General features: G+C 72.0%; 9 protein-coding genes. 4 read left to right on the top strand and 5 right to left on the bottom strand.

Going from position 1 to position 20,088, the window contains the following annotated elements; translation table 11 throughout:
• The first annotated feature begins 200 nt into the window (after positions 1 to 200).
• Positions 201 to 863, top strand: coding sequence for a TetR/AcrR family transcriptional regulator (locus ACIBM5_RS28840; RefSeq protein ID WP_396009434.1), 663 nt, complete (start codon positions 201 to 203; stop codon positions 861 to 863).
• A 279-nt stretch (positions 864 to 1,142) separates the two neighbouring features.
• Here the strand turns inward: ACIBM5_RS28840 and ACIBM5_RS28835 are convergent, their stop codons facing one another.
• From ACIBM5_RS28835 to ACIBM5_RS28820, 4 genes are all read right to left on the bottom strand, one after another.
• Positions 1,143 to 5,291 carry a beta-ketoacyl synthase N-terminal-like domain-containing protein gene (locus ACIBM5_RS28835; RefSeq protein WP_396009433.1) on the bottom strand — a complete coding sequence of 1,383 codons (4,149 nt, stop codon included), beginning with the start codon at positions 5,289 to 5,291 and terminating at the stop codon, positions 1,143 to 1,145.
• Positions 5,292 to 5,296: 5 nt separating this feature from the next.
• Complete coding sequence (locus tag ACIBM5_RS28830) at positions 5,297 to 12,067, bottom strand: SDR family NAD(P)-dependent oxidoreductase (protein ID WP_396009432.1); 6,771 nt, start codon at positions 12,065 to 12,067, stop codon at positions 5,297 to 5,299.
• A 22-nt stretch (positions 12,068 to 12,089) separates the two neighbouring features.
• Entirely contained in the window at positions 12,090 to 13,676 is a 1,587-nt protein-coding gene (locus ACIBM5_RS28825; RefSeq protein ID WP_396009431.1) for a PfaD family polyunsaturated fatty acid/polyketide biosynthesis protein, read from the bottom strand.
• A 73-nt stretch (positions 13,677 to 13,749) separates the two neighbouring features.
• The gene (locus ACIBM5_RS28820) at positions 13,750 to 14,901 is read right to left on the bottom strand and encodes an SDR family oxidoreductase (protein WP_396009430.1); all 1,152 of its coding nucleotides are present in this window, start codon (positions 14,899 to 14,901) and stop codon (positions 13,750 to 13,752) included.
• Positions 14,902 to 15,330: 429 nt separating this feature from the next.
• On the opposite strand from ACIBM5_RS28820, the gene ACIBM5_RS28815 reads away from it, so the two are divergent.
• The 3 genes from ACIBM5_RS28815 to ACIBM5_RS28805 all read left to right on the top strand — a co-directional run bounded on the left by ACIBM5_RS28815 (position 15,331) and on the right by ACIBM5_RS28805 (position 19,652).
• A complete protein-coding gene (locus ACIBM5_RS28815; protein WP_396009429.1) occupies positions 15,331 to 17,730 on the top strand; it encodes an MMPL family transporter in 2,400 nt (799 codons plus the stop codon).
• 295 nt (positions 17,731 to 18,025) lie between these two features.
• On the top strand, positions 18,026 to 18,733 hold the full coding sequence (locus ACIBM5_RS28810) for a thioesterase II family protein (protein ID WP_396009428.1): 708 nt from the start codon (positions 18,026 to 18,028) through the stop codon (positions 18,731 to 18,733).
• 79 nt (positions 18,734 to 18,812) lie between these two features.
• Positions 18,813 to 19,652, top strand: coding sequence for an SDR family NAD(P)-dependent oxidoreductase (locus ACIBM5_RS28805; RefSeq protein WP_396009427.1), 840 nt, complete (start codon positions 18,813 to 18,815; stop codon positions 19,650 to 19,652).
• Positions 19,653 to 19,722: 70 nt separating this feature from the next.
• Here ACIBM5_RS28805 and ACIBM5_RS28800 read toward each other — a convergent pair whose 3' ends face one another.
• Positions 19,723 to 20,001, bottom strand: coding sequence for a hypothetical protein (locus ACIBM5_RS28800; protein ID WP_391584626.1), 279 nt, complete (start codon positions 19,999 to 20,001; stop codon positions 19,723 to 19,725).
• Positions 20,002 to 20,088 lie beyond the last annotated feature (87 nt).

Below are 20,088 nucleotides of genomic sequence, written 5' to 3'. Positions count from 1 at the left end.
TCATGTCGCAAGGACAAACGAGCCGTCCGGACGTGCTGACACGCCCTCGCCCGGAAATCGCCGGGAGTTTCACTCGATCCGTGCCGTGTGCGTCGCGCCCGGCGAGCGGCGGTGGTTCGACGGATGCGTCGACCGCGTCGACGGCAGGCCGGGCCGGTCGGCGTCGTGTCGGGTTCGTGCGACGACGGTAGGGTTCGGGGGTGACCGAGACGTTCGCGAAGGACACCGGCCGTCCGCGTCGGGGGCGGCGCGAGTCGCGCCCCTCGGGCGACGATCGGGAGCAGGCGATCCTGGCCACCGCCGAGCGGCTGCTCGGCGAGCGGAGCCTGGGCGAGATCTCCGTCGACGACCTGGCTCGCGGCGCGGGCATCTCCCGGCCCACGTTCTACTTCTACTTCGCCTCCAAGGAGGCGGTCCTGCTGACCCTGATCGACCGGGTCGTCGCCGAGGCCGACGCCGCCTCCTCGGCTCCCCCCACCGGCCCGCCCGCGGACCGAACGGCCCACTGGCGCACGGTGATCGACGCGTTCCTCGCCACGTTCCGAGCGCACCGCGCGGTGACCCTGGCCGCGGCCCAGGCGCGTGGCGGCAATCCCGAGGTGCGCGAGTTGTGGGCCCGGGTGACGGAGACGTGGGTACGGCAGGCGGCCCACGCGATCGACTCCGAACGCGACCGGGGCGCGGCGCCCGACGGGCTGCCCGCACGCGACCTGGCGATCGCGCTCACCGCGATGACCGAGCGTGTGCTGCACGCGATGTTCGCCGCCGAACAACCCGCCCTGGCCGAGGATCGCGTCGTCGACACGCTGCTCGGGATCTGGCTCGCGAGCATCTACCAGGCCCCCACTCCGCCGCCGGGGTGATGCGGGCGGGACGGCCGGGCACTCGGCGGCGACGCCCCGCACGGGGCGTCGGATCCGAACTCCCCTGCCCTCGCGTGAGGGACGGTCGCTCGGCCGCTCGGAGGCCGTTGTTCCCGGTACCCCGACGCGGCGCCGTGCCGCCGCCGTCGGCATCCGAAGTGCCCGCGCAGGCGTCCGAATCGCTCGGGCCGACACAGGGCCGGCCGACCGTAATCCGGTGGGCGGGACCCCTGAGGAGTCCCGCCCACCGATACGACGTCGATCGCGTTCGCGGGCCGACTACGGCCGATTCTCGACCGTGACCGCCTCGGCGTCCGAGTGCACCAGGAGATGGTGCCTGGTGTCCGGTTGGTCGGACAGCCAGGCGATCCGGTTCTCCACGTCCACCACGACCCGGGCGGGGTGTTCGCCGTGCGCCCGGGCCACGTGCTCGCGCATCGCGACCTCCTCCGCGTGCAGTCGGGCCGGCGCCCCGGCCGGCAGACCGTAGACGTAGGCCAGCCCGCCGGTGGGCCAGTCGGCCTGTTCCAGGACCGCGCGGTCCAGCCGGCTGGTACCCCCGACGACCTGGGACAGGCTCATCTTCGGCGCGGGTCGGCGCTCCAGGAGGAAGGCCCGCCGATCGGCGCCGGTTTGCAGTTCCAGCACACTCGGCGGAGACACCATGCTGACGTTGCGGAACGCGGCACACAGCCGGTCCCCCGCCAGGACCTGGAAGTCGACGAAGAGGAGGTCGCCCTCCGATCCGGCCGGACGGGCCTCCACCCGCAGTTGCCCTTCCGTGGGGAACGGGGCGAAGAGGTCCATGCGGACCAGGCCGTGCGGATAGGGCACCACGTTGGGCCCGACCTGCGGGTAGGGCAACCAGAACACCCGATCGGCGATGATGTGCGTCGCCGCGTCGAGCAGCCCGGGGTGGGTGAAGGTACCGGGTACCGAACCCCGTTGCGCGTCCAGGATGCCGACCGCGCCGGCGCTGCCGTAGCCGACCTCGGTGAGGTACCGGAAGGCCGGGCCGTGTGGCAGGCGGTTGGTGAGATACGGCAGGTCGGCCCGCCGGGCATCGGTGAGCGGCGGCAGCGGAGCCGGTGTGTCGGGCCGCTCGAACGTGATCGTCGCCTCGGCGACGAGTTCGAACCGGGACAGTGCCTCGTTCCGGGCCGGCCGCCACATCAGCAGGCTGACGTGCACGTCCCGGCCCCGATCGGGCGACGGCTCGACCCGGGTGAGCAGACGCGTGGGGCTGACCACCGGGATCCAGCGCTGGAGGCGCAACTCCCGCAGGCCGGTTGCCCGGAGACCGGTGTACGTGCTCGCCGCCCGGAACAGGTGGTCCACCGTGCACATCATCGGCAACACCGGCAACGTCCAGGTGGGGCAGTGGTCCAGCACCCACGGATCGCCATCGGGACTGACCACGAACTCGCCCTCGGCCGGCCCGGGTTGCGGCGCCGGAATCGGGGCGGCGACGACCTCGGCGACCGGCTCGACCGCCGGGGCCGGGGTGAGCGGACCGACCGGCCCGCCGGGCAGGATCGGGGCGGCCGGTGCTCCCGGTGCCCCCGGTCCTGTCGAGTCCGGTACGAGTGCGTGCGCCTGCGGGTGTTGCGGCTGTTGGAACACGCCGGCGACGTCGAGCAGTGCCCGAGTCGCCTGCCGCTGCACCTCCAGGAACAGCAGATGGTTCTCGTGCCGGGTGTTCATGAACTGCACATGCGACCTGCCGACGGCCCGCTGGTGCGCACTGAGCGCGGTGGGCACCAGCGTCTCCTCGACCGAGCCCGAGGCGTCCACCGAAACCGACGCGTCGACCGGGACCGGCGCGACGGCCGGGACCGGCGCCGGGAGCGGAGCCCGGGCCGTCGCCGGCGCGGGTACGCCGATCTCGACCGCCGGCACCGGGCGGGCCGCGGGCAGGGCCACGAGTTCCCGCGCCGGTCGCGCCTCCTGGAGCCGAAGCACGGTGCGGAGGTCGAAGAAGGCGATGCTGGACAACAGCCGGGCGGGCGCCTGTCCGGCGGCCCGGTGCCCCAGGGTCGCGTGGCCCGTCGCGGCCGGAGCCGCGTCCCCCGCGGTCAGGAACAGTTCGGCCGGCGGCGCCCCGAGCGGGGAGACGGTCACCTTCGCCCGGGCCAACTCCGGCTGTGCGAGCGCCGGGGCGCCCACGGTCGGCACGGTGCGGTGGTAGAGGGCCACGGTCGCGCACGCGACGCCGAGAAGGCCGGCGGCGCAGTGCGGGCGACCGAACAGGCCGGAGGGATCCAGCCGGGCCGGCCGCTCCGCCGGGGCGGGAGACGGATCGAGGTCGCCGACCACCAGGTCGACGGCGGCCCGCGTCGCGTCGACGGCCGGGTCGTCGGGCTGGGGGTCGATCACCGCGAGGACGGGGTCGCCGTCCCGGCGGGCGTGGTCGAGCCGCTTGAGCGCCAGCACCACGGCCGCGTTGCCCTCGGCTCCGGGGAGTCCGAGGTCGCGGACGACCGCTCGGTGCACCACCGTGGAGGCGAGGTCGACCGCGCCCACGAGCGCCGCGTCGGCGGCTCCGCTGCCGATCGCGTCGACCGCGAGGTCGAGCGCACGGATACCGGAAGCCTCCTCCGCACAGACCGCGACGCTGGCGTCGGTCAGCCGAAGCTGCGCGCTGATCCGGTTGGCGGCGATGTTGCCCAGGCCCCCGAGGGACCACGGCGGGCAGTTCAACGGGTCGGCGACGCGGTCCTCGGAGGACGCTTCGGCCGCCGCCGACCGGCGGGCCTCCAGGGTGGTGCGGTTGTGCCAGACGGAGAACTCGGCGTGCACGGTCGCGCTGCCGACGCCCACGAGCACCATGGTGCGCTCGTCCGGCAGGGTCACCGCGCGGGCGGCGTCGCGGGCGGCCTCCAGCACCAACAGGTGTTCACCGGAGGTCTGGAGCATGTCGTTGGGCGGCATGCGCAGGCCGTCCACCCGCAGTTCGACCGTACGCGGCGGCCGCAGTCTGGGCTCGCCTTCCAGCAGGGCCTCGACGAAGTCGCCGGTGGTGTCGCCGTCGCCGACGCGCGCGCCGAGGCCGACGATCGCCACCTGGTGCCGGCGGCGCCCGGCGGGGCCGGGCACGGCCCCGCCGGGGAAGGAGGTGGAGGCCCGGTCGGCGGTGTTCCAGGCGTCCACGACCAGATGGGCGTTGACCCCGCCGAAGCCGAATCCGCTGACCGCGGCGCGCCGGAGCCCCTGCCATTCCTCCGGCCGGGCCAATGGCCGCAACGGTGTGCCGCGCATGGCCTCGTTGGCCTCGTCGGCCCCCACGGTCGGCGGCAGGGTGCCGTGTTCCATCGCGCCCAGCACCTTGAGCAGGGCGGCGCCCGACGCGGCGGTGAGCGGATGGCCCAGGTTGCCCTTGACCGACCCGATCGGCAGGTCCCTGCGTTCGGCGAAGATCCGGGCCGCACAGCCCAGTTCCACGGTATCCCCGACCGCGGTGCCGGTGGCGTGGCATTCCAGCAGGGACACCGTCCCGGGGTCGATGCCCGCGGCCTGGTAGGCCAGGCTCATCGCGCGTTGTTGCTGACCCCCGTCCGGGACGAGCATGCCGCCCCGGCCGCCGTCGTTGGTGGCCCCGATGCCGCGGATCACCCCCAGCACGGGCACGTCCGCGGCCAGGGCATCCTCCAGCCGCATCAGGGCGACCATCGCGGTCCCCTCGGCGGGGACCAGGCCGTCGGCCTCCCGGTGGAAGGGCCGGGAGCGGGCACTGGGGCTCAAAGCGCCCAGTCGACCCATGCCGTGGCTGATGATCTCGGGCGCGCCGCCGTTGAGCGCGCCGGCGACCATCAGGTCCGCCTGCCGGAAGTGCAGCTTCCGGCAAGCGAGTTCGATCGCGTACAGCGCCGACGCGCAGGCCGCCTCCAGGACCACCGCGCCGGCGCGCAGTTCGAAGGCCTGGGCGACGAGTTGCGCCGGGAGCCCGAAACAGAATCGGCTCATCGGGATCGGCTCGTGCCGGTCGTGCCGGGGCCACTCGGCCCGGACCTCGGCCGGCTGGGAGCGCAACCAGACGTCCTCGGCGTAGGCGACCATCGACGTGGTCGGGCACGAGATGTTGCCCAGGACCAGGCCGGTGCGTCGGTGCAGGCCGAGGCGGTCGACCTCGGCGAGCGCCTGCCGGGTCGCGTGCACGACCCAGCGCACGGTCGGGTCGAGGCCCTTGATCCGCTCGGCGTCGATGGCCAGACCGTACGGGTCGAAGCGCTCCTCGAACCCGGTGACGTGGCCGAACACGGTGCTCGCGGGGTCGGCCCCGCTCCACTCGGGCCCCGCCGTCGGGCGCCCGATGGAGAACGGGGTCAGTCGTACCGCGCCGGAGACGACGGTGTCCCACAGCTCGGCGGGATTGTGCGCTCCGGGCAGGACGCAGCCGCGTCCCACGATGGCGATGGCGGGGAAGTTCATGCCCCTCACGCGTCCGTCGAGATCAGCGCGGCGGCCCGGTTCGAGCTGGACAGGTCCGGGCGGTAGACCATCTCCACGCCGGCGAGCACGGCCAGGATCCGCTCCGCGCCGTTCTGTCCGGTGGTGAGCCAGATGTCGCAGACCGCGTTGTCCGGGCCCTGTACGACACTGCGCACGATGCACTTGACGGGCCCGTCCACGGCTCCGGTCGACAACACGCGTACTTCGCGAATGCCCATCGGCAACGACTGCACGCTGGCCGAGGACAGCACCCACAGGCAGGCGGACTGGAGGGCGCCGTCCATCACGAGCGGGTCGGTCTGCCAGGTGTCGTGCGCCCAGCCGAGCTGCCGTACCCCGACGAGGTCGCAGGTGGCCCCGGTGGAACTCAGCCCGTTGATCGTGTGGATGGAGTGGAACAGCGGCCCGTGGAAGAGCATGGCTCCGTCGTAGACGGCGCTGCCGGGGTGCACCTCGAAGTTCTCGTCGACCGGCTCCGCCGCCGGGGCGGTCAACCCTTCGACCTCGCCCGGACCCGCGAGGGCCGCGTAGTGCAGGGCGCCATCGGGGTTCTTGAGTTCCAGGCGCAGCGGGGCGTCGGCGTTGCCGGCGTCGGTGCGCACGTGCACTCGCAGCCGGGTCTCCTCCGTACCGAACTTGTCCAGGGCGATGGTGCGCAGCACGCGCAGGTCGCGCACCAGCACGGAACCGCTGTCGGGCAGGGCGGTACGCGCGGCGCGCACGAACCATTCGAGGACCAGCGCCACGGGCACCACGGGGCGTCCCGCGATGCTGTGGTCGACCAGGTAGGGGTGGGTGTCGGCGCCGACGACGATGTCGGTGACGCTCGGGTGATCCGTCGCCTCGGCGGCGGTGCCGGCGGCGAGCGAGACGCAGGCCGGACCGGGCTGCTCGAGTTCGGTCATGAACGCCTTGACGCCGGCGGCCTCTTCGAGGAGCGGGACACCGAGTCGACGGAAGTGCTCGGCGTGCGCGGGGGAAACCATGCCGGCGGCCCAGGGGCCCCAGGCCACGGCCTTGACCATGCTCCCCGGGCGGTGCGCCGCCTCGGTGGCGGTGATCTGCTCCATCGCCTGGTTGGCCGCGGCGTAGTCGCACTGCCCGGCGGTTCCCAGTCGCGCGCTGACCGAGGAGAAGGCGCACACCAGGCGCACCGGGTCGGCTGCGGTCAGGTCGAGCAGGGTGCGGAATCCGCGCACCTTCGTGTCGTAGACGGCGGTGAACTGGGCCTGGGTCTTGGCCGAGATGTTGCTGTCGGCGATGACGCCGGCGGCGTGGATGATTCCGGTGATCGGACCCCAGTCCCGACGTACCTCGGCCAGCGCCTCGGCGACCCGCTCGCGGTCGGTCGCGTCGGCGGTGACGTATCGGGTCTCCGCTCCGGCGACGGCCAGCTGGTCCAGGGTGCCGCGGATCTCGCGGGAGGCGAGCACCCGGCCGGAGGCGAGGGCGAGTTCGGCCAGCGTCGGGGTGGCGCCGGTGCGCTCGTCGCGGCGGCTGCCCAGGATCTGCCGGATGGCGGCCTCGTCCGCGGCGCCGCGCAGTTCGTCGTCCTCGTCGACCGGACGGGTCCGACCCAGGAGCAGGAACTTGGGCCGGTGGGCGCGGGCCAGGGCGAGCAGGCAGGACGCGGTGATGCCGCGGGCCCCGCCGGTGACCACGACCACGGGGTCCGGCCCGAGGTCGAGCGGCTGCGGTGCGCCGACCGGCTCGGTGCTGCCGCGCAGCAGCGCGCGCGAGCCGTCGGCCGCCAGTGCGACGTCGGTGACGTCGTCGCCGTGCAGGAGTTCGGTGGCGATGGCCTGGGCGATGTCCTGCGGGGCGCGCGCGGCCCGGTCGATGTCGATCGTCTTGATCGAGGCGTGCGCCCACTCGTTCGCGGCGGTGCGGGCGAGCGCGGCGATACCCGCGCAGCCCTCGCGTCCGCGAATGCCGGAGGTGCCGAAGGCGCCGCCGGTGTCCTGGACGACGACCAGGACGCCGCCTCGGCGGTCCATGGCCTCGGCGATGGTGTGCAGGATCGTGAAGACCTCGCGGGTGGGGGCGTCCGGGTCCTGCTCGGCGTCGATCTCACGCAGACCGGCGAGTGCGATCACGGCGGTGCAGTCCTCGGTCACCCGGTCCGTGACGGAGGCTTTGATGCCTTCCCGGCGCAGCGTTTCCGCCAGGCATTCGGCGACGCCGGTGCCGTCGTCGGTGATCAGCAGCGGTTGTTCGCGCAGGCCCTTGAGCGGGGCGCCGGCAGCGGCCTCGGCGGGGACCAGGGTGGTGCCGGTGCGCAGCACCGTGAACTGCGGCACTTCGTGCTTGGCCTGCGCGGGGATCTGCTCCTGTGCCCGGGCGGGCGGCGCGGCGGGAGCGACCGCGGGGGCCTGGGGCTGCGCGGGGGCGCTCTGCGGGCTGCGCAGCGAGGTGATCTTCTCGGCGATCGCGGCGATCGTGCGCAACCGGGCCAGGTCGGCCGGGTCCACGTTGGCCTCACCCGGGAAGTGGTCCCGCAACCGGGTCAGGATCTGCACCCGCTTGATCGAGTCGACCCCGAGGTCGACCTCCAAGTCCATCTCCGGGGTGAGCATCTCCACCGGATAGCCGGTCAACTCGGCCACGATCGCCAACGCCACATCCGCGCCGCTCTCCTCGACCGGGGCCGGCACGAGGGCCTGCGTGCGGGGCTCGGGGCCGGCCTGCGGCGTGGCGCCGTCGGCGCCGCGCAGCGAGGTGATCTTCTCGGCGATCGCGGCGATCGTGCGCAACCGGGCCAGGTCGGCCGGGTCCACATTCGCCTCACCCGGGAAGTGGTCCCGCAACCGGGTCAGGATCTGCACCCGCTTGATCGAGTCGACCCCGAGGTCGACCTCCAAGTCCATCTCCGGCGTGAGCATCTCCACCGGGTAACCGGTCAACTCGGCCACGATCGCCAACGCCACATCCGCGCCGCTCTCCTGGACCGGAGCCGGAACGGGAGCGGGAACCGGAGCCGGAGCAGGAGCAGGAGCGGGGGCGGCGGCGAGGGCGGGCGCCGGGGCCGGGGCCGGGATCTGCGCGATCGCCGACGGCGGGGCCTGGACCAGGCTCTGCTGCGCCACGGGCCGGATCGGGGCCGGGGCGACCTGTGCCGAAGGCACCGGCGGCCGGGCCTGGGTGACCGGGGTCGGCGGGTACTGCGTCACCGTGGGCGGCGCGGGGCTGATCTCCCGGGTGGTGCGCGGCCGGCTCTCCAACGCGCGCGGGCTCGGCGCGAGCGGGGCGGCCGGCTCGACGGGTGCGGCCGGCTGGACCGGGGCGGGCGCGGCGGCGCGCGGCTCGACTCCGGGCCGCCAGGCCATCAGCGCGTCGAGCGAGGTCTTGGCCAGGTCCAGGTAGGAGGCGTGGCTGGCCGAGGTGGTGCTCTGGTAGGCGCTGTGCGCGTCGCCCGCCTGGCGCTGGACTTCGAGGAAGGCGTGCAGCCAGGCACCGGACGCGGTCACCGGCGTCCACGTGGATCCGGACGAGGTGACGTCGTGCGCCGTCGGTTCCGCCACCGGTGCGTCGTGGGTGCGCACCGGTACGGCGGGGGTCGCCTGCACGGGGTGGGCCGGCTGTACGGGGTAGGTCGCCTGCACGTGGTGGTCCGCCTGCATGGGGTAGGTCGCCTGCACGGGATGGGCCTGCACGGGATGGGCCGCCTGTACCGGAAGGGGCGCCTGGACGGGAACGGGCGCCGGTGCGGGTGCCGGTGCCGGTGCAGGGGCGGCGAACTGGGCCACGGCGCCGGCCGGAGCGGCCGCGGGCGGCGCGGCCTGGATCCGGGCGGGCGGTGCCGCCTGGGTGACGGCGAGCGGCGCCGGGGGCATCGGGCGCGCGGCGACCGACAGGGCCGCGGTCGTCACCGGCTCGGCCGGCCGGTAACCGGCGCTCGGCTCGGGTACGACGGGCGCGGCGGGAGTGCTCTCGCGGTGGCCCACTTCGGGGTTGGGACCGGAGATAGGGATGGTCATACCCGTCCTTGTCAGCGATGGCGAGGGAGTGCTCGAGGTGAACGAGGCCCACAGCGGGGCGAAGTCCAGGGGGCGGCCGGCGACGGCCAGTGCGCCCAGGACGCGGTGCAGTGCGGCGAGTCCGGATCCCCGGGTCTGGTCCGCGCTCAGCGCGACGTGCGGCCGGTCCGCGAGGATCCTGCCGACCAGGCCGGTGAGTACCGTTCCCGGTCCGGCCTCGACGAACGTGCGCACGCCGTCCTCGTGCATGGCCAGGATCGTTTCGGCGAACCGCACGGGGGAGGTGACGTGGTCGTGCAGCACGGTGCGGATCTCGGCCGCCGTGCCGGGATACGGCTTGGCGTCGGCGTTGCCGTAGACGGGCAGGCGCGGCGCGGCGAACTCGTGCTGTTCCAGGGTGGGCCGCCACCCGGTGGTCGCGGACTGCAACAGCGGGCTGTGGAAGGCACAGGAGACGGCGAGCCGTTGCGTCGCGAGCTGCTGCTCCCGGGCCCGCTTCTCCACCTTGACGATCGCGGATTCCGCGCCCGAGACGACGTGCTGCGTCGGGGAGTTGTAGTTCGCGACCCAGGCCCGGCGGATGCCGCGGACCAGGTCGTCCGCTTCCTTCGCGGAGGCGGTGACCGCGAGCATCGCGCCCGACACCTTGCTCGCGTCGCGCAGGAGCTCGCCGCGAGCGCGGGCCAGCGCCATCAGGGTGTCGTCGCCGTAGACGCCGGCCGCGTGCAGGGCGGCGAGTTCGCCGAAGCTGTGGCCCGCCACGCAGTCGGGCTCGAATCCGACCGCGCCCAGGATCTCCCGGATCATCAACGCGTGGGCGGCCAGCGCCGGTTGCGCGTATTCGGTGGCCTTGAGCCGCTCGGCCTGCGCGCGTTCGCCCGCCTTGTCCATCGCCGGCGGCGGGAAGACGAGGCGGTGCAGGGGGCGTCCGTCGATCTCGAAACCGGCCAGCCGGTCCCACACCGCGAGCGCGCGCGGCTGGTGCAGCAGGACGTCCATCCCCATGTCGGGGTACTGGCTGCCCTGTCCCGGGAACAACAACGCGATCTTGTCGGTCGGGACGGGACCGCAGGCGTAGCGCACGCCGGCGGGCGTATGGAACGCGGTCCGCGGTTCGGCCGAGATCCGGCGGCGGACGTCGCTCGCCTGGGCCCGGAGGTCCTCCTCGTCGCGGACGACCAGGCACAGCCGGTGTGCCGCGGCGGCGTCGAAGGCGAGCTGGGTACGGCGTGCCAGGTCGGCCGGCGGCGCGGTGTCGGCGGTCAGCGCGTCCAGCGCCGTGACCAGCGCGGGGCCGGAATCGGCGCTCAGCAGGATCAGTTCGCTCGGCGCGCTGCGGGTGTACGACTCGCCCGCCGCGGCGGGTTCGGCGGCCCGGTGCTCTTCGAGCGTGACGTGGAAGTTGGTCCCGCCGAACCCGAAGCTGGAGACCGAGGCCCGGCGCGGGTGGTCGGTACCCCGGATCCAGGGTCGGGTCCGGGTGCTCAGGTAGAAGGGGCCCTTCTCCAGTTCCAGGGCGGGATCGGTGCGGTCGGCCTTGAGCGTGGGCGGCAGGATCTTGTGGTGCAGTGCCAGGGCGGCCTTGGCCAGCCCGACCGCGCCCGCGGCCGTGCGGGTGTGGCCGATCTGCGACTTCACCGATCCGAGCGCGCAGCGTGCGATGTCGGCCGGGTCGCCGGTGCCGAACACCTCCTGCAGAGCCGTCACTTCGGCGGTGTCGCCGGCCTTGGTGCCGGTGCCGTGCGCCTCGATCAGTTCCACCGTCGCGGGGTTGTAGCCCGCGCTGGCGTAGGCCCGGCGCAGCGCGCGGACCTGACCGGCGACGGCGGGGGCGTAGATCGATGATCCGCGCCCGTCGGAGGAGGTGCCCACGCCGCGGATCACCGCGTAGATGCGGTCGCCGTCGCGCTCGGCGTCGGCCAGGCGCTTGAGCATGACCATGGCCACGGCCTCGCCCAGGAGGGTGCCGTCGGCGTCGGCGGAGAAGGGCCGGCACTCGCCCGACGGGGACAGCGCCGGGGTCTTGCTGAAGCAGGTGAACCCGAAGGCGTCACACAGCGGGTCCACGCCACCTGTGATCATCATGTCGGCGCGGCCGAGCGTGAGTTCGTCGATGGCGGCGCTCATCGCGGACAGCGAGCTGGCGCAGGCCGCGTCGGTGGTGTAGTTGCTGCCGTGCAGGTCGAAGTGGCGTGCGACGCGTCCGGCGATGACGTTGGTGAGCATGCCGGGGAAGGAGCTCTCCTTCCACACCGGATACGAGGCCGCGATGGCATCGCACAGCTCGTCGGCCTTGGCCTCGGCCACGCCGCGAGCGAGCATGACCCGGCGCCAGGTCGGCCGCTGGGACCGGAAGGACATGCGAAAGGCCAGCTCGGTGGGGCTGGCTCCCAGGATGATGCCGGTGCGTTCTCGCATCGTCTCGGACGGGCCCTCGTCGCCGCAGGCGTCCTGGAGGACACGTTCGGCCGCGACCAGGCTCAGCAGTTGCGCCGTGTCGGTGGCGTCGATCGTGGACGGTGGGGTGCCGAAGGCCAGGGGGTCGAAGGCCACCGGCGACATGAACGCGCCGCGCTTGCCGTAGGTCTTGTCGGGGGCGGTGGGGTCGCTCGAATAGTGATCGCTCACGAGCCAGTGGGTATCCGGCACTTCGCGGATGAGGTCACGGGCGTGGACCACGTCGCGCCAGAACCCGGCGACGTCCGAGGAGCCGGGCAGCAGGGTGCTCAGCCCGACGACGGCGATGGGTGGTTGGGAGGGACGGGAACTCTCGGGCACGGGACTCCTTGCGATGTGCGATTCAGAGCAGTTCATGGGCGGGGAAGGTGAACGCCTGGGCGGGCAGGTCGACACCGTGGCTGCGCAGTTGCTGCGCGCGGGTGAGGACCGTTGCGCCCTCCATGAGATTGCGGGCGATCTGCACCACGGACAGGTTCGCGGGATCGGCCAGGAATCCGTCCTTGCGCCAGTCGTTGAATGCGCCCACCGCGGGGCCGCACCAGATCTGGTAGTCCACACTGCGGTCGGCGGTCCCGGTGGTCGCCCAGGTGCTGGACATGCCCAGGTACCAACGGAACACCAGCGCCATGCGGTGCTTGGGGTCCACGGCCGCGCGGTCGGCCTGCGCGGGCTCCCTGGCGCGCCAGAACTCCTCGGTCTGCGCCCACACTTGGGCCACCGGCTGACGGAACATCTCCCGTTCGAGGCGGGCGATCTGGACCGGGGGGATCTCCTCCAGCGACTCGTGGTCGCGGTACAGCTGGAAGAGCCTGGAGGCCCGGGCGGCGAACATCGTGCCGCGGCTGAGGACCTGTACCTTCGACCCCATCTCGAACATGTCCGCGGACGGCGCCATCGCCACGTCCATGGTGTCCGCGGCCTGGAGCATCGTCCGGGCCAGGTCGGAGGTGTCGGCCTCCAGGCTGAGCTGGTTGACCGATCCGGTCACCACGTACGCGGCGCCCAGTGCGAACGCGGCGGCGACGGCGTGCGGGGTGCCCAGGCCGCCGGCCGCGCCGATCCTGGTGCGCGGTGCGATGCCGTGCCGATGGGCGACCGCGTCGCGCAGGGCCAGGATCTGCGGCAGGGCGGTGGACAGCGGCCTGCCGTCGGTGTGTCCGCCGCTGTCGGACTCCACGGTGAGGTCGTCGACCATCGGCACGCGGGCCGCCAACGCCGCCTCGTCGGCGGTCAGGAGTCCCTCGGCGACGAGTTCCCGAAGCAGTTCGGGGGGCGCCGGGGCGAGGAACTGTTCAGCGACCTCGGGGCGCGAGACCTTGGCCATCATCATCCGCGGACGGACGACCCGACCGTCGGCGCGCACCTGCAGGCCCGCGGCGCAACAGTGCGCGAGGGCGCGGGTGACCTTGCTGAAGGCCGACACCGACACGCACCGCACACCGTGTCGGATCGCGAGGGCGGCGACCTCGTCCTCCCAGGCGGGCGAGTGCGGGTTGTGGATGATGTTCACCCCCCACGGGGCGTGTTCGGGCAGATCGCGGCGCAGTTCCTCGATCGCCCGCCGAACCGCGTCGATCGGCAGCCCGGCTGCTCCGAAGATGCCCAGCAAATCGGCTCGTGCCATCGCCTTGACCATCGCGACGCCCGCGATTCCCTGCGCCATCTCCCCGGCCACGTAGGGGAATCGCACGCCGTGGTCGGTGGTGAAGGACCGGTCGCCGAGCCATTCGGGATACAACGGAGAGAGTGTGCCGACGACTTCGCAACCGTCGACGGGCGCGTCTCCCAGGACGGCGCCGGTCACGGAGTCGGACAGGCGCCGAACGATCGTGGCCATGCTCCGCGGTTGGCGAAGCACGGCCAGGAGACCGTCGGCGGTGGGATCCGACATGTCGTGACGGGGTGCTGCCTGTAGTCCGATGGTCATGAACGGTTTCTCCTGTGGGCTTTCGGAAAGGTGGTCGGATTTCGCCGACCTTCGAGGAATCCCGTGTGGACCGTCAAAGAATCCCGTGCGTGCCGGCCAGGAGATAGGCCATGTCGACGGTCGTCCGGGAACAGGGTCCGCCCAGGACACGGCGCGCGTTGCGATCGTCGAAGACCCGCGTGTGCCGAAAATACGCGGCGAACCCGGCGTAACTGTGAAAGCGCTGCTCGGCCGGGGAGAGCTTTTCGGGCAGCTCGGGCCTGAGGACGATGCGAATGGGTGCAAATTTCTCGAAGAGTTCGATGAGCGTCGTGGCGGACACGTCGTCCGGGTGCACGATGTGGTATGTCTCCGCGTCCGTGGATCGGTGTTCCGCGGCGATGCCCACGATGGCCCGCGCGGCGTCCTCGACGGGGAGGCAGTTCAGCCGCGCGTCGGCCTGCCCCTGCATGTGGATGACCGGCCGCAGACCCCGCGGGATGGAGAGTCCGGCGATGCCTCTTTCGATCGTCGACGCACGCAGCAGGGCGCTGATGGTCTGAAAGGGGTGGGCCGGGAGGCCCGGGGTCGGGGCACGGTCCGTCAGGAGAATGCTGGGCCGCATGACCAGCGCCGGCATTCCGCTTTCCCGGGACCACCGGCGCAGCAGGGATTCGGCATCGCACTTGGACCGCTCGTATTCGTTCTCGAAGCCGTACGTGTCGATCAGGTCGGCTTCGGCAACGGTTCCCGATCGTCGGGCGCCCGCCACGAACGCGGTGCTGACATGGCAGAAGGGCGCGCCGTGCGGGCTCCGGCCGGCGATGTCGAGGAAGTTTTGCGTCCCGGTGACGTTGACCGGCCGGATCGCCCGGGCGCCGGTATTGAGGTCGATGTTTCCGGCACTGTGCAGGAACATGTCGGTCCGCCGGACGAGCTTTTCGATCCGGTCGTCCGGGAGGCCGAACAGCGGACGCTCGATTTCGATGTCCACCTCGTCGGCGCGTCGGCGAAATTTCTGAATGAAATCCGGCGTCTCGCCCAGCCGTCCGAGGGCATGGGAGATTCGGTCGATCGCACTCGTGCTGCCCCGGCGGGAGAGCAGCGTGACGGAGCAATTCCGATTCACGAGTTCACGAACGAGCCGCAGACCCAGGAAACCGGTGCCACCAGTCAATGTAACCTGCACGGTCTCATTCCTCTTCTCCGGAACCGATGGCCGGTATTGCGCGTCGATCCTATCCATGACCGGGCCGTGCAAAAGTCCAGGTTACGGACCGGGAAGTCAGATTCACCGGTATGGCCTAGTTGCCGGGATGCCGCACGGTCGATGCAATTCACCATTGTCGACACATTCATAAGGATCGACTATTCACGCCTTCGCCCGGCAACCGGGCACGTACATCCGATTCTTATACATACGATTTATCGCCGTACGGCGGCCGGGATCGGCAATCGCGAGTTGCGGTCCGCACGCGCGGTACGCTCGCCGGCAGCACGAACAATTCCTCCGAATATCCGCGGCCACGGCGGATCCTCGGCAACAGGATTCGCCCCTCGCCCGCCGCCGCCCCGACGCGATGGCCGGCCCGGGTTCGCCACGTCTGCACCCGATCCCGGTTCACGGGCGTCCTCGCCCATCGCACAGACGACGTCGTCCTGGGAGGACACGCAAATGCTCGACACGATCCCGGTCCCACCTCCCGAACACGAGACGCCGGACCCGCCCGGCGACCCGCTGAGCCGCCTCGCCGGGCACTGCGTGCGGCACCGCCGCCTGCTCCTGGCGGGCGCGATGATCGTCCTGGTCCTGGCCGCCACCGTGGTCGCCGGCGCCAGGGACCGCTGGTCCAACGGCGGGTTCACCGCGACCGGAACCCGGGCCGCGGAGGCCGAACGCGTCGCCGCCCGATACGGGGCGGACGCCGCGGACCTGGTGTTCTACATCCGCGCCGACAAGCAGGTGGACGACGCCGAGGTGGCGGAGGCGGGCCGCCGGCTCACCGCACTGGTCGCAGGGCGACCGGGCGTGAAGGCGGCGCAGTCCTTCTGGAGCACCGGTTCCCCCCTGTTGCGCTCGCGGGACGGCAGGGGCGCGCTCATCCGCGTGGACCTGGCCGGGAGCGAACGCGACTCCGCGGTCGCCTCGCGCGCCCTGGTCCCCGCCGTGCGCAAGGCCGCCGGCGGTCTGCGGGTCGACGCCACCGGACCCGCGTGGCTGAACGCGCAGGCCACCGACGAGTCCGAACGCGACCTCGAACGCGGGGAGTTGCTCGCGGCTCCGCTGACCATGATCATCCTGTTGCTCGCGTTCGGGTCGCTGACCGCGGCGGCCATCCCGCTCGCCATGGGCGCGGTCTCCGTGGCCGGCGCCCTGGCCGTGCTGGCCACGCTGACGCTCACGATGCCGATCACCGTGTTCGCGATCAACATCTGTGCCGCGCTGGGCTTCGCGCTCTCCGTCGACTACGCCCTGTTCATCGTGACCCGCTATCGCGAGGAACTCTCCCAGGGCGTCGAATCGCGCCGGGCCATCGCCCGCAGCATGGCCACGGCCGGGCGCGCCGTGCTCTTCTCCGCGGCGACGGTGGCCCTGTGCCTGTCCGCGCTGTTCGTCTTCCCGCTGGAGCTGCTGCGCTCGTTGGCGTGGGCGTCGATCCTGGTGGTGATCATCTCGGCGCTGACGTCCCTGCTGGTCCTGCCCGCGTTGCTGGCCGTACTGGGACCGCGCCTGGACCGGCTGGACCCGTTCCGCCGATTCCGTCGCGGGAGCGGGCGCGTGGGCGGCGGCAGTCCCGTCTGGCGTCGCATCGCCACGCTCGCCACCTCCCGTGCGGTCCTGTGCGGGGGTACGGCCGCGGCCCTCCTGTTGGTCCTGGCCCTCCCCTTCCTGCACGCGCGGTTCACCACCATCGACGAGAAGATCCTGCCGAGGAACTCCGAACCGCACCGCACCGCCGAGCTGTTGCGTACCGACTTCGCCGACCCGCCCGAGCGCGTCATCCCGGTGATCCTGCCCCGGGCGAACGCGGCGACCGACGCACCGGCCATCGACGCGTACGCCCGACGGTTGTCCGCGTTGCCCCATGTCGCGCACGTGATCGCCGACACCGGCGACTACCGCGCGGGACTACCGCTCCCGGCACCGCAGTTGCCCGCACCGGAGGCGGCGGAGCCCACCCCCGAGGGCACCACGCGGGTCGTCGTCCGCCCGGTCGCACCGCCCGCGCCACCTCTTCCCACCGTCCCGGGCAGCGTGCTGCGTGTGGTCGGCACGGCCGACAGCCAGTCGCCGGACACGGTCGCGCTCGTACACCGGTTGCGGACCCTGCCCGCCCCCCAACCGCACCTGGTCGCAGGCAAGGCGGCGGAGTTGACCGACACCAAACACACCCTGCGCGAGGCACTCCCCTACGGCGCGGCCGTCATGTTGGCCGGCACCCTGGTCATGCTCTTCCTGTTCACCCGCAGCGTCCTGGTGCCGATCAAGGCGGTCGTGATGGGTCTGCTGAGCATGACCGCGAGTCTGGGGGCCATCGTCTACGTCTTCCAGGACGGCCATCTGCGCTGGCTGGTGGGCGACTTCACCACCGGCGGATCGTTGGAGACCACGATGCCGCTGCTGACCCTGGCCGTCGCCTTCGGCATCTCGGTGGACTACGAGGTCTTCCTCCTCGCCCGGATCAAGGAGGAGTTCGTGCGCACCGGGGACAACACCCGCTCGATCGTCTTCGGGATCGAACACACGGGCCGACTGTTCACCGCCGCGGCCCTGACCGTCGCCGCCACCATGGTCGCGCTGACCATGTCCCACGTCACGCTGCTCAAGACGGTCGGCGTCGGTCTCGCGGTCGCGGTCGTCGTGGACGCCACAATCGTGCGCGGCATCCTGGTTCCCGCCCTGATGCAGCTCACCGGCCGGGCGAACTGGTGGGCGCCGTCGTTGTCGTTGCCCCGGCGTCGCCCGCGCGAGACCGGCCCCAAGCTGCCCGACGCGCGCAGCGAGGCACTCCCCGAACTGGTCGGCCAGACCGCGGACTCCACCCCGGACGCACCGGACCGACCGCAATCCTGAATCCTGAAGCGGCGCCCGTGTGAACCGCAAATAGTCCGATTCACAAGGCTGTTCGGACATCCGGACGTCGAACTCCCGTCATTGCCCCGTTCGGGCGATCGTGTTTCCGGCTCGGCTCTCCCGAGGGCATAGAGTCTGCGCGATCGGCCGGCTTTCGCCGAGCGCACCCGCCCCCGCCATTTCCCGTAGGACGAATCGAGAATCGCCTGTGGAATCCATCTGCCGCCCACTCGGCACTCGCTCCCCACGCCCGGACCTGCTCACTTTCACATCCCGGCCGCAAGCTCCCATGAGAATGTTCACCATTCCCTACGCGGGTGCGGATGCGATGATGTTCGCACCGTGGCTGGAATACCTGCCCGATTCGGTCGAACTGACGGCCGTACGACTTCCCGGTCGCGGCGCACGGACGGGCGAGGTCTCGCTCACCGATCCCGCCCAATTGAGCGCGATGGTCGCCGAACTCGTCCTGGAGTCCGACGACGGCCGGCCGTACGTCTTCTTCGGCCACAGCATCGGCGCGATGATCGCCTTCGACACCGTGCGGGAGCTGCGCCGTTGCGGCCACGCGATGCCCGCGTTGCTCGCCGTGTCGGCCGTTCCCCCGCCGCAGGGCGGCGCGTTCGCGCGCGCATGCCGACCCATCCTGGTCTCGGATCAACCCTGGCGACAGTTGGGGCTGACCGATCTGCTTCCGCCCGAGGTATTCCGGGACCAAGGCGCCATGACCGCCTTCGGCCCGCCCATGATGGCCGATCTCCTGTTGGCCCTGCAGCACCGGTACGTCCACGAGCCGCCGCTGGATTGTGCGTTGAGTGTCTTCGGCGCTCGGGACGACACCCTGGTCGCGGTGGAATCCCTGTCGAATTGGCAGGAACAAACCACGCGACCCATGCGGCTGCGCACCTATCCCGGTGGGCACCTGTACGTTCACGAGGCATTGCCGAGTCTGTTGACCGACCTCTCCGCCGATCTGCGCACCACCGTCGGCGCCTTTTCCTGAATTCCGGGGCCGAGTGCCTCGTCGTCCGAATATGTCGAGTGTTTGGAGTGAGCCCGTGATTCGAGATTACGCAGGACGCGTGTGCACGGTGACGGGAGCCGCCTCCGGGATCGGCCGGGCACTGGCGTTCGCCCTCGCCGAACACGGCGCGCAGCTGGCCCTCTCCGACGTCGACGCGGAGGGACTGGGCGCAACCGCGGAACAGGCCCGGCAGTTGGGTGCGGAAACGGTGCATGCCGACGTGGTCGACGTCGCGCGGCGCGCGGAGGTGCAGGACTGGGCGGACGCCACCGCCGAGCGCTTCGGCCGGGTCAACCTGGTGATCAACAACGCCGGCGTGGCGTTGACCGCGAGTGTCGACGAGATGGAGTGGGCCGACTTCGAGTGGATCATGGGCGTCAACTTCTGGGGCGTGGCGCACGGCACGAAATCCTTCCTGCCGCACCTGCGTCGCGCCGACCCGGCCCACGGCGCGCACGTGGTCAACGTCTCCTCCTCGTTCGGGCTGTTCGGCATGCCCTTGCGCAGCGCCTACTCCGCGACGAAGTACGCGGTCCGGGGCTTCTCCGAATCCCTGCGCAACGAACTGCGCCGTGAGGGCAGCGGGATCGGGGTGACCACCGCATACCCCGGCGGGATCAAGACCGCCATCGTGCGCAACTCGCGGGCAGCGCAGGGAACCGACCGGACCGAGGTCGCGGCGGTGCACGACACGTTGGCCAAGACCTCACCGGAGATCGCGGCGCGGGTGATCCTCACCGGCGTCCGCAGGGGCCGCACCCGCGTGTGCGTCGGCCTCGACGCGAAGGTCATGGACCTGGGCACCAGGTTGCTGGGCTCCGCGTTCGAACCGGTCGTGCACGCCTCGATCGAACGCGCGCGGTCCAAGGTCGTGCGAAGCAGCGCGCGCGCCCTGTGACGACGACTGCGGCCTGCTCGATCCGATCGGATCGGGCAGGCCGCAGTCGTGTCCGGTTGCGGTGGAACGGCTACCGGTGGCCGCCCCAACCGCCGCCGCCGCCTTCGCCGCCGCCACCGCCGCCGCCCCACGGGCCCCAGCCGCCACCACCGCCGCCGCCGTGCGCGTCACCGCCGCCGTGGCCCCAGCCGCCGAGGCCGCCACCGGCCCCCCAACCGCCCGAATGCGGAGCCGATGCACCCGCGTTCGGGTCGGCGTCGGCCGCCGCGCAGAACGCCGGTGTCGCCGACGCCGCGCCGGCCATGAGCACGGCCGCGACGGTGACGGAGGCGCGAGTGAACCTACGCATGAAATCCCCTTACCTTCGAAAAGCACCACCTCGCCCGAGGTGGTCGGATTCATCCTGAACGCAGATCCGAGCATGCGGCACGCGACC

Origin of the sequence: Embleya sp. NPDC050493 (assembly GCF_044458105.1) — a bacterium.
GTDB lineage: Bacteria > Actinomycetota > Actinomycetes > Streptomycetales > Streptomycetaceae > Embleya.
Note: the sequence above shows the minus strand (reverse complement) of the source record. Positions and strands in the feature narration are given on the sequence as shown.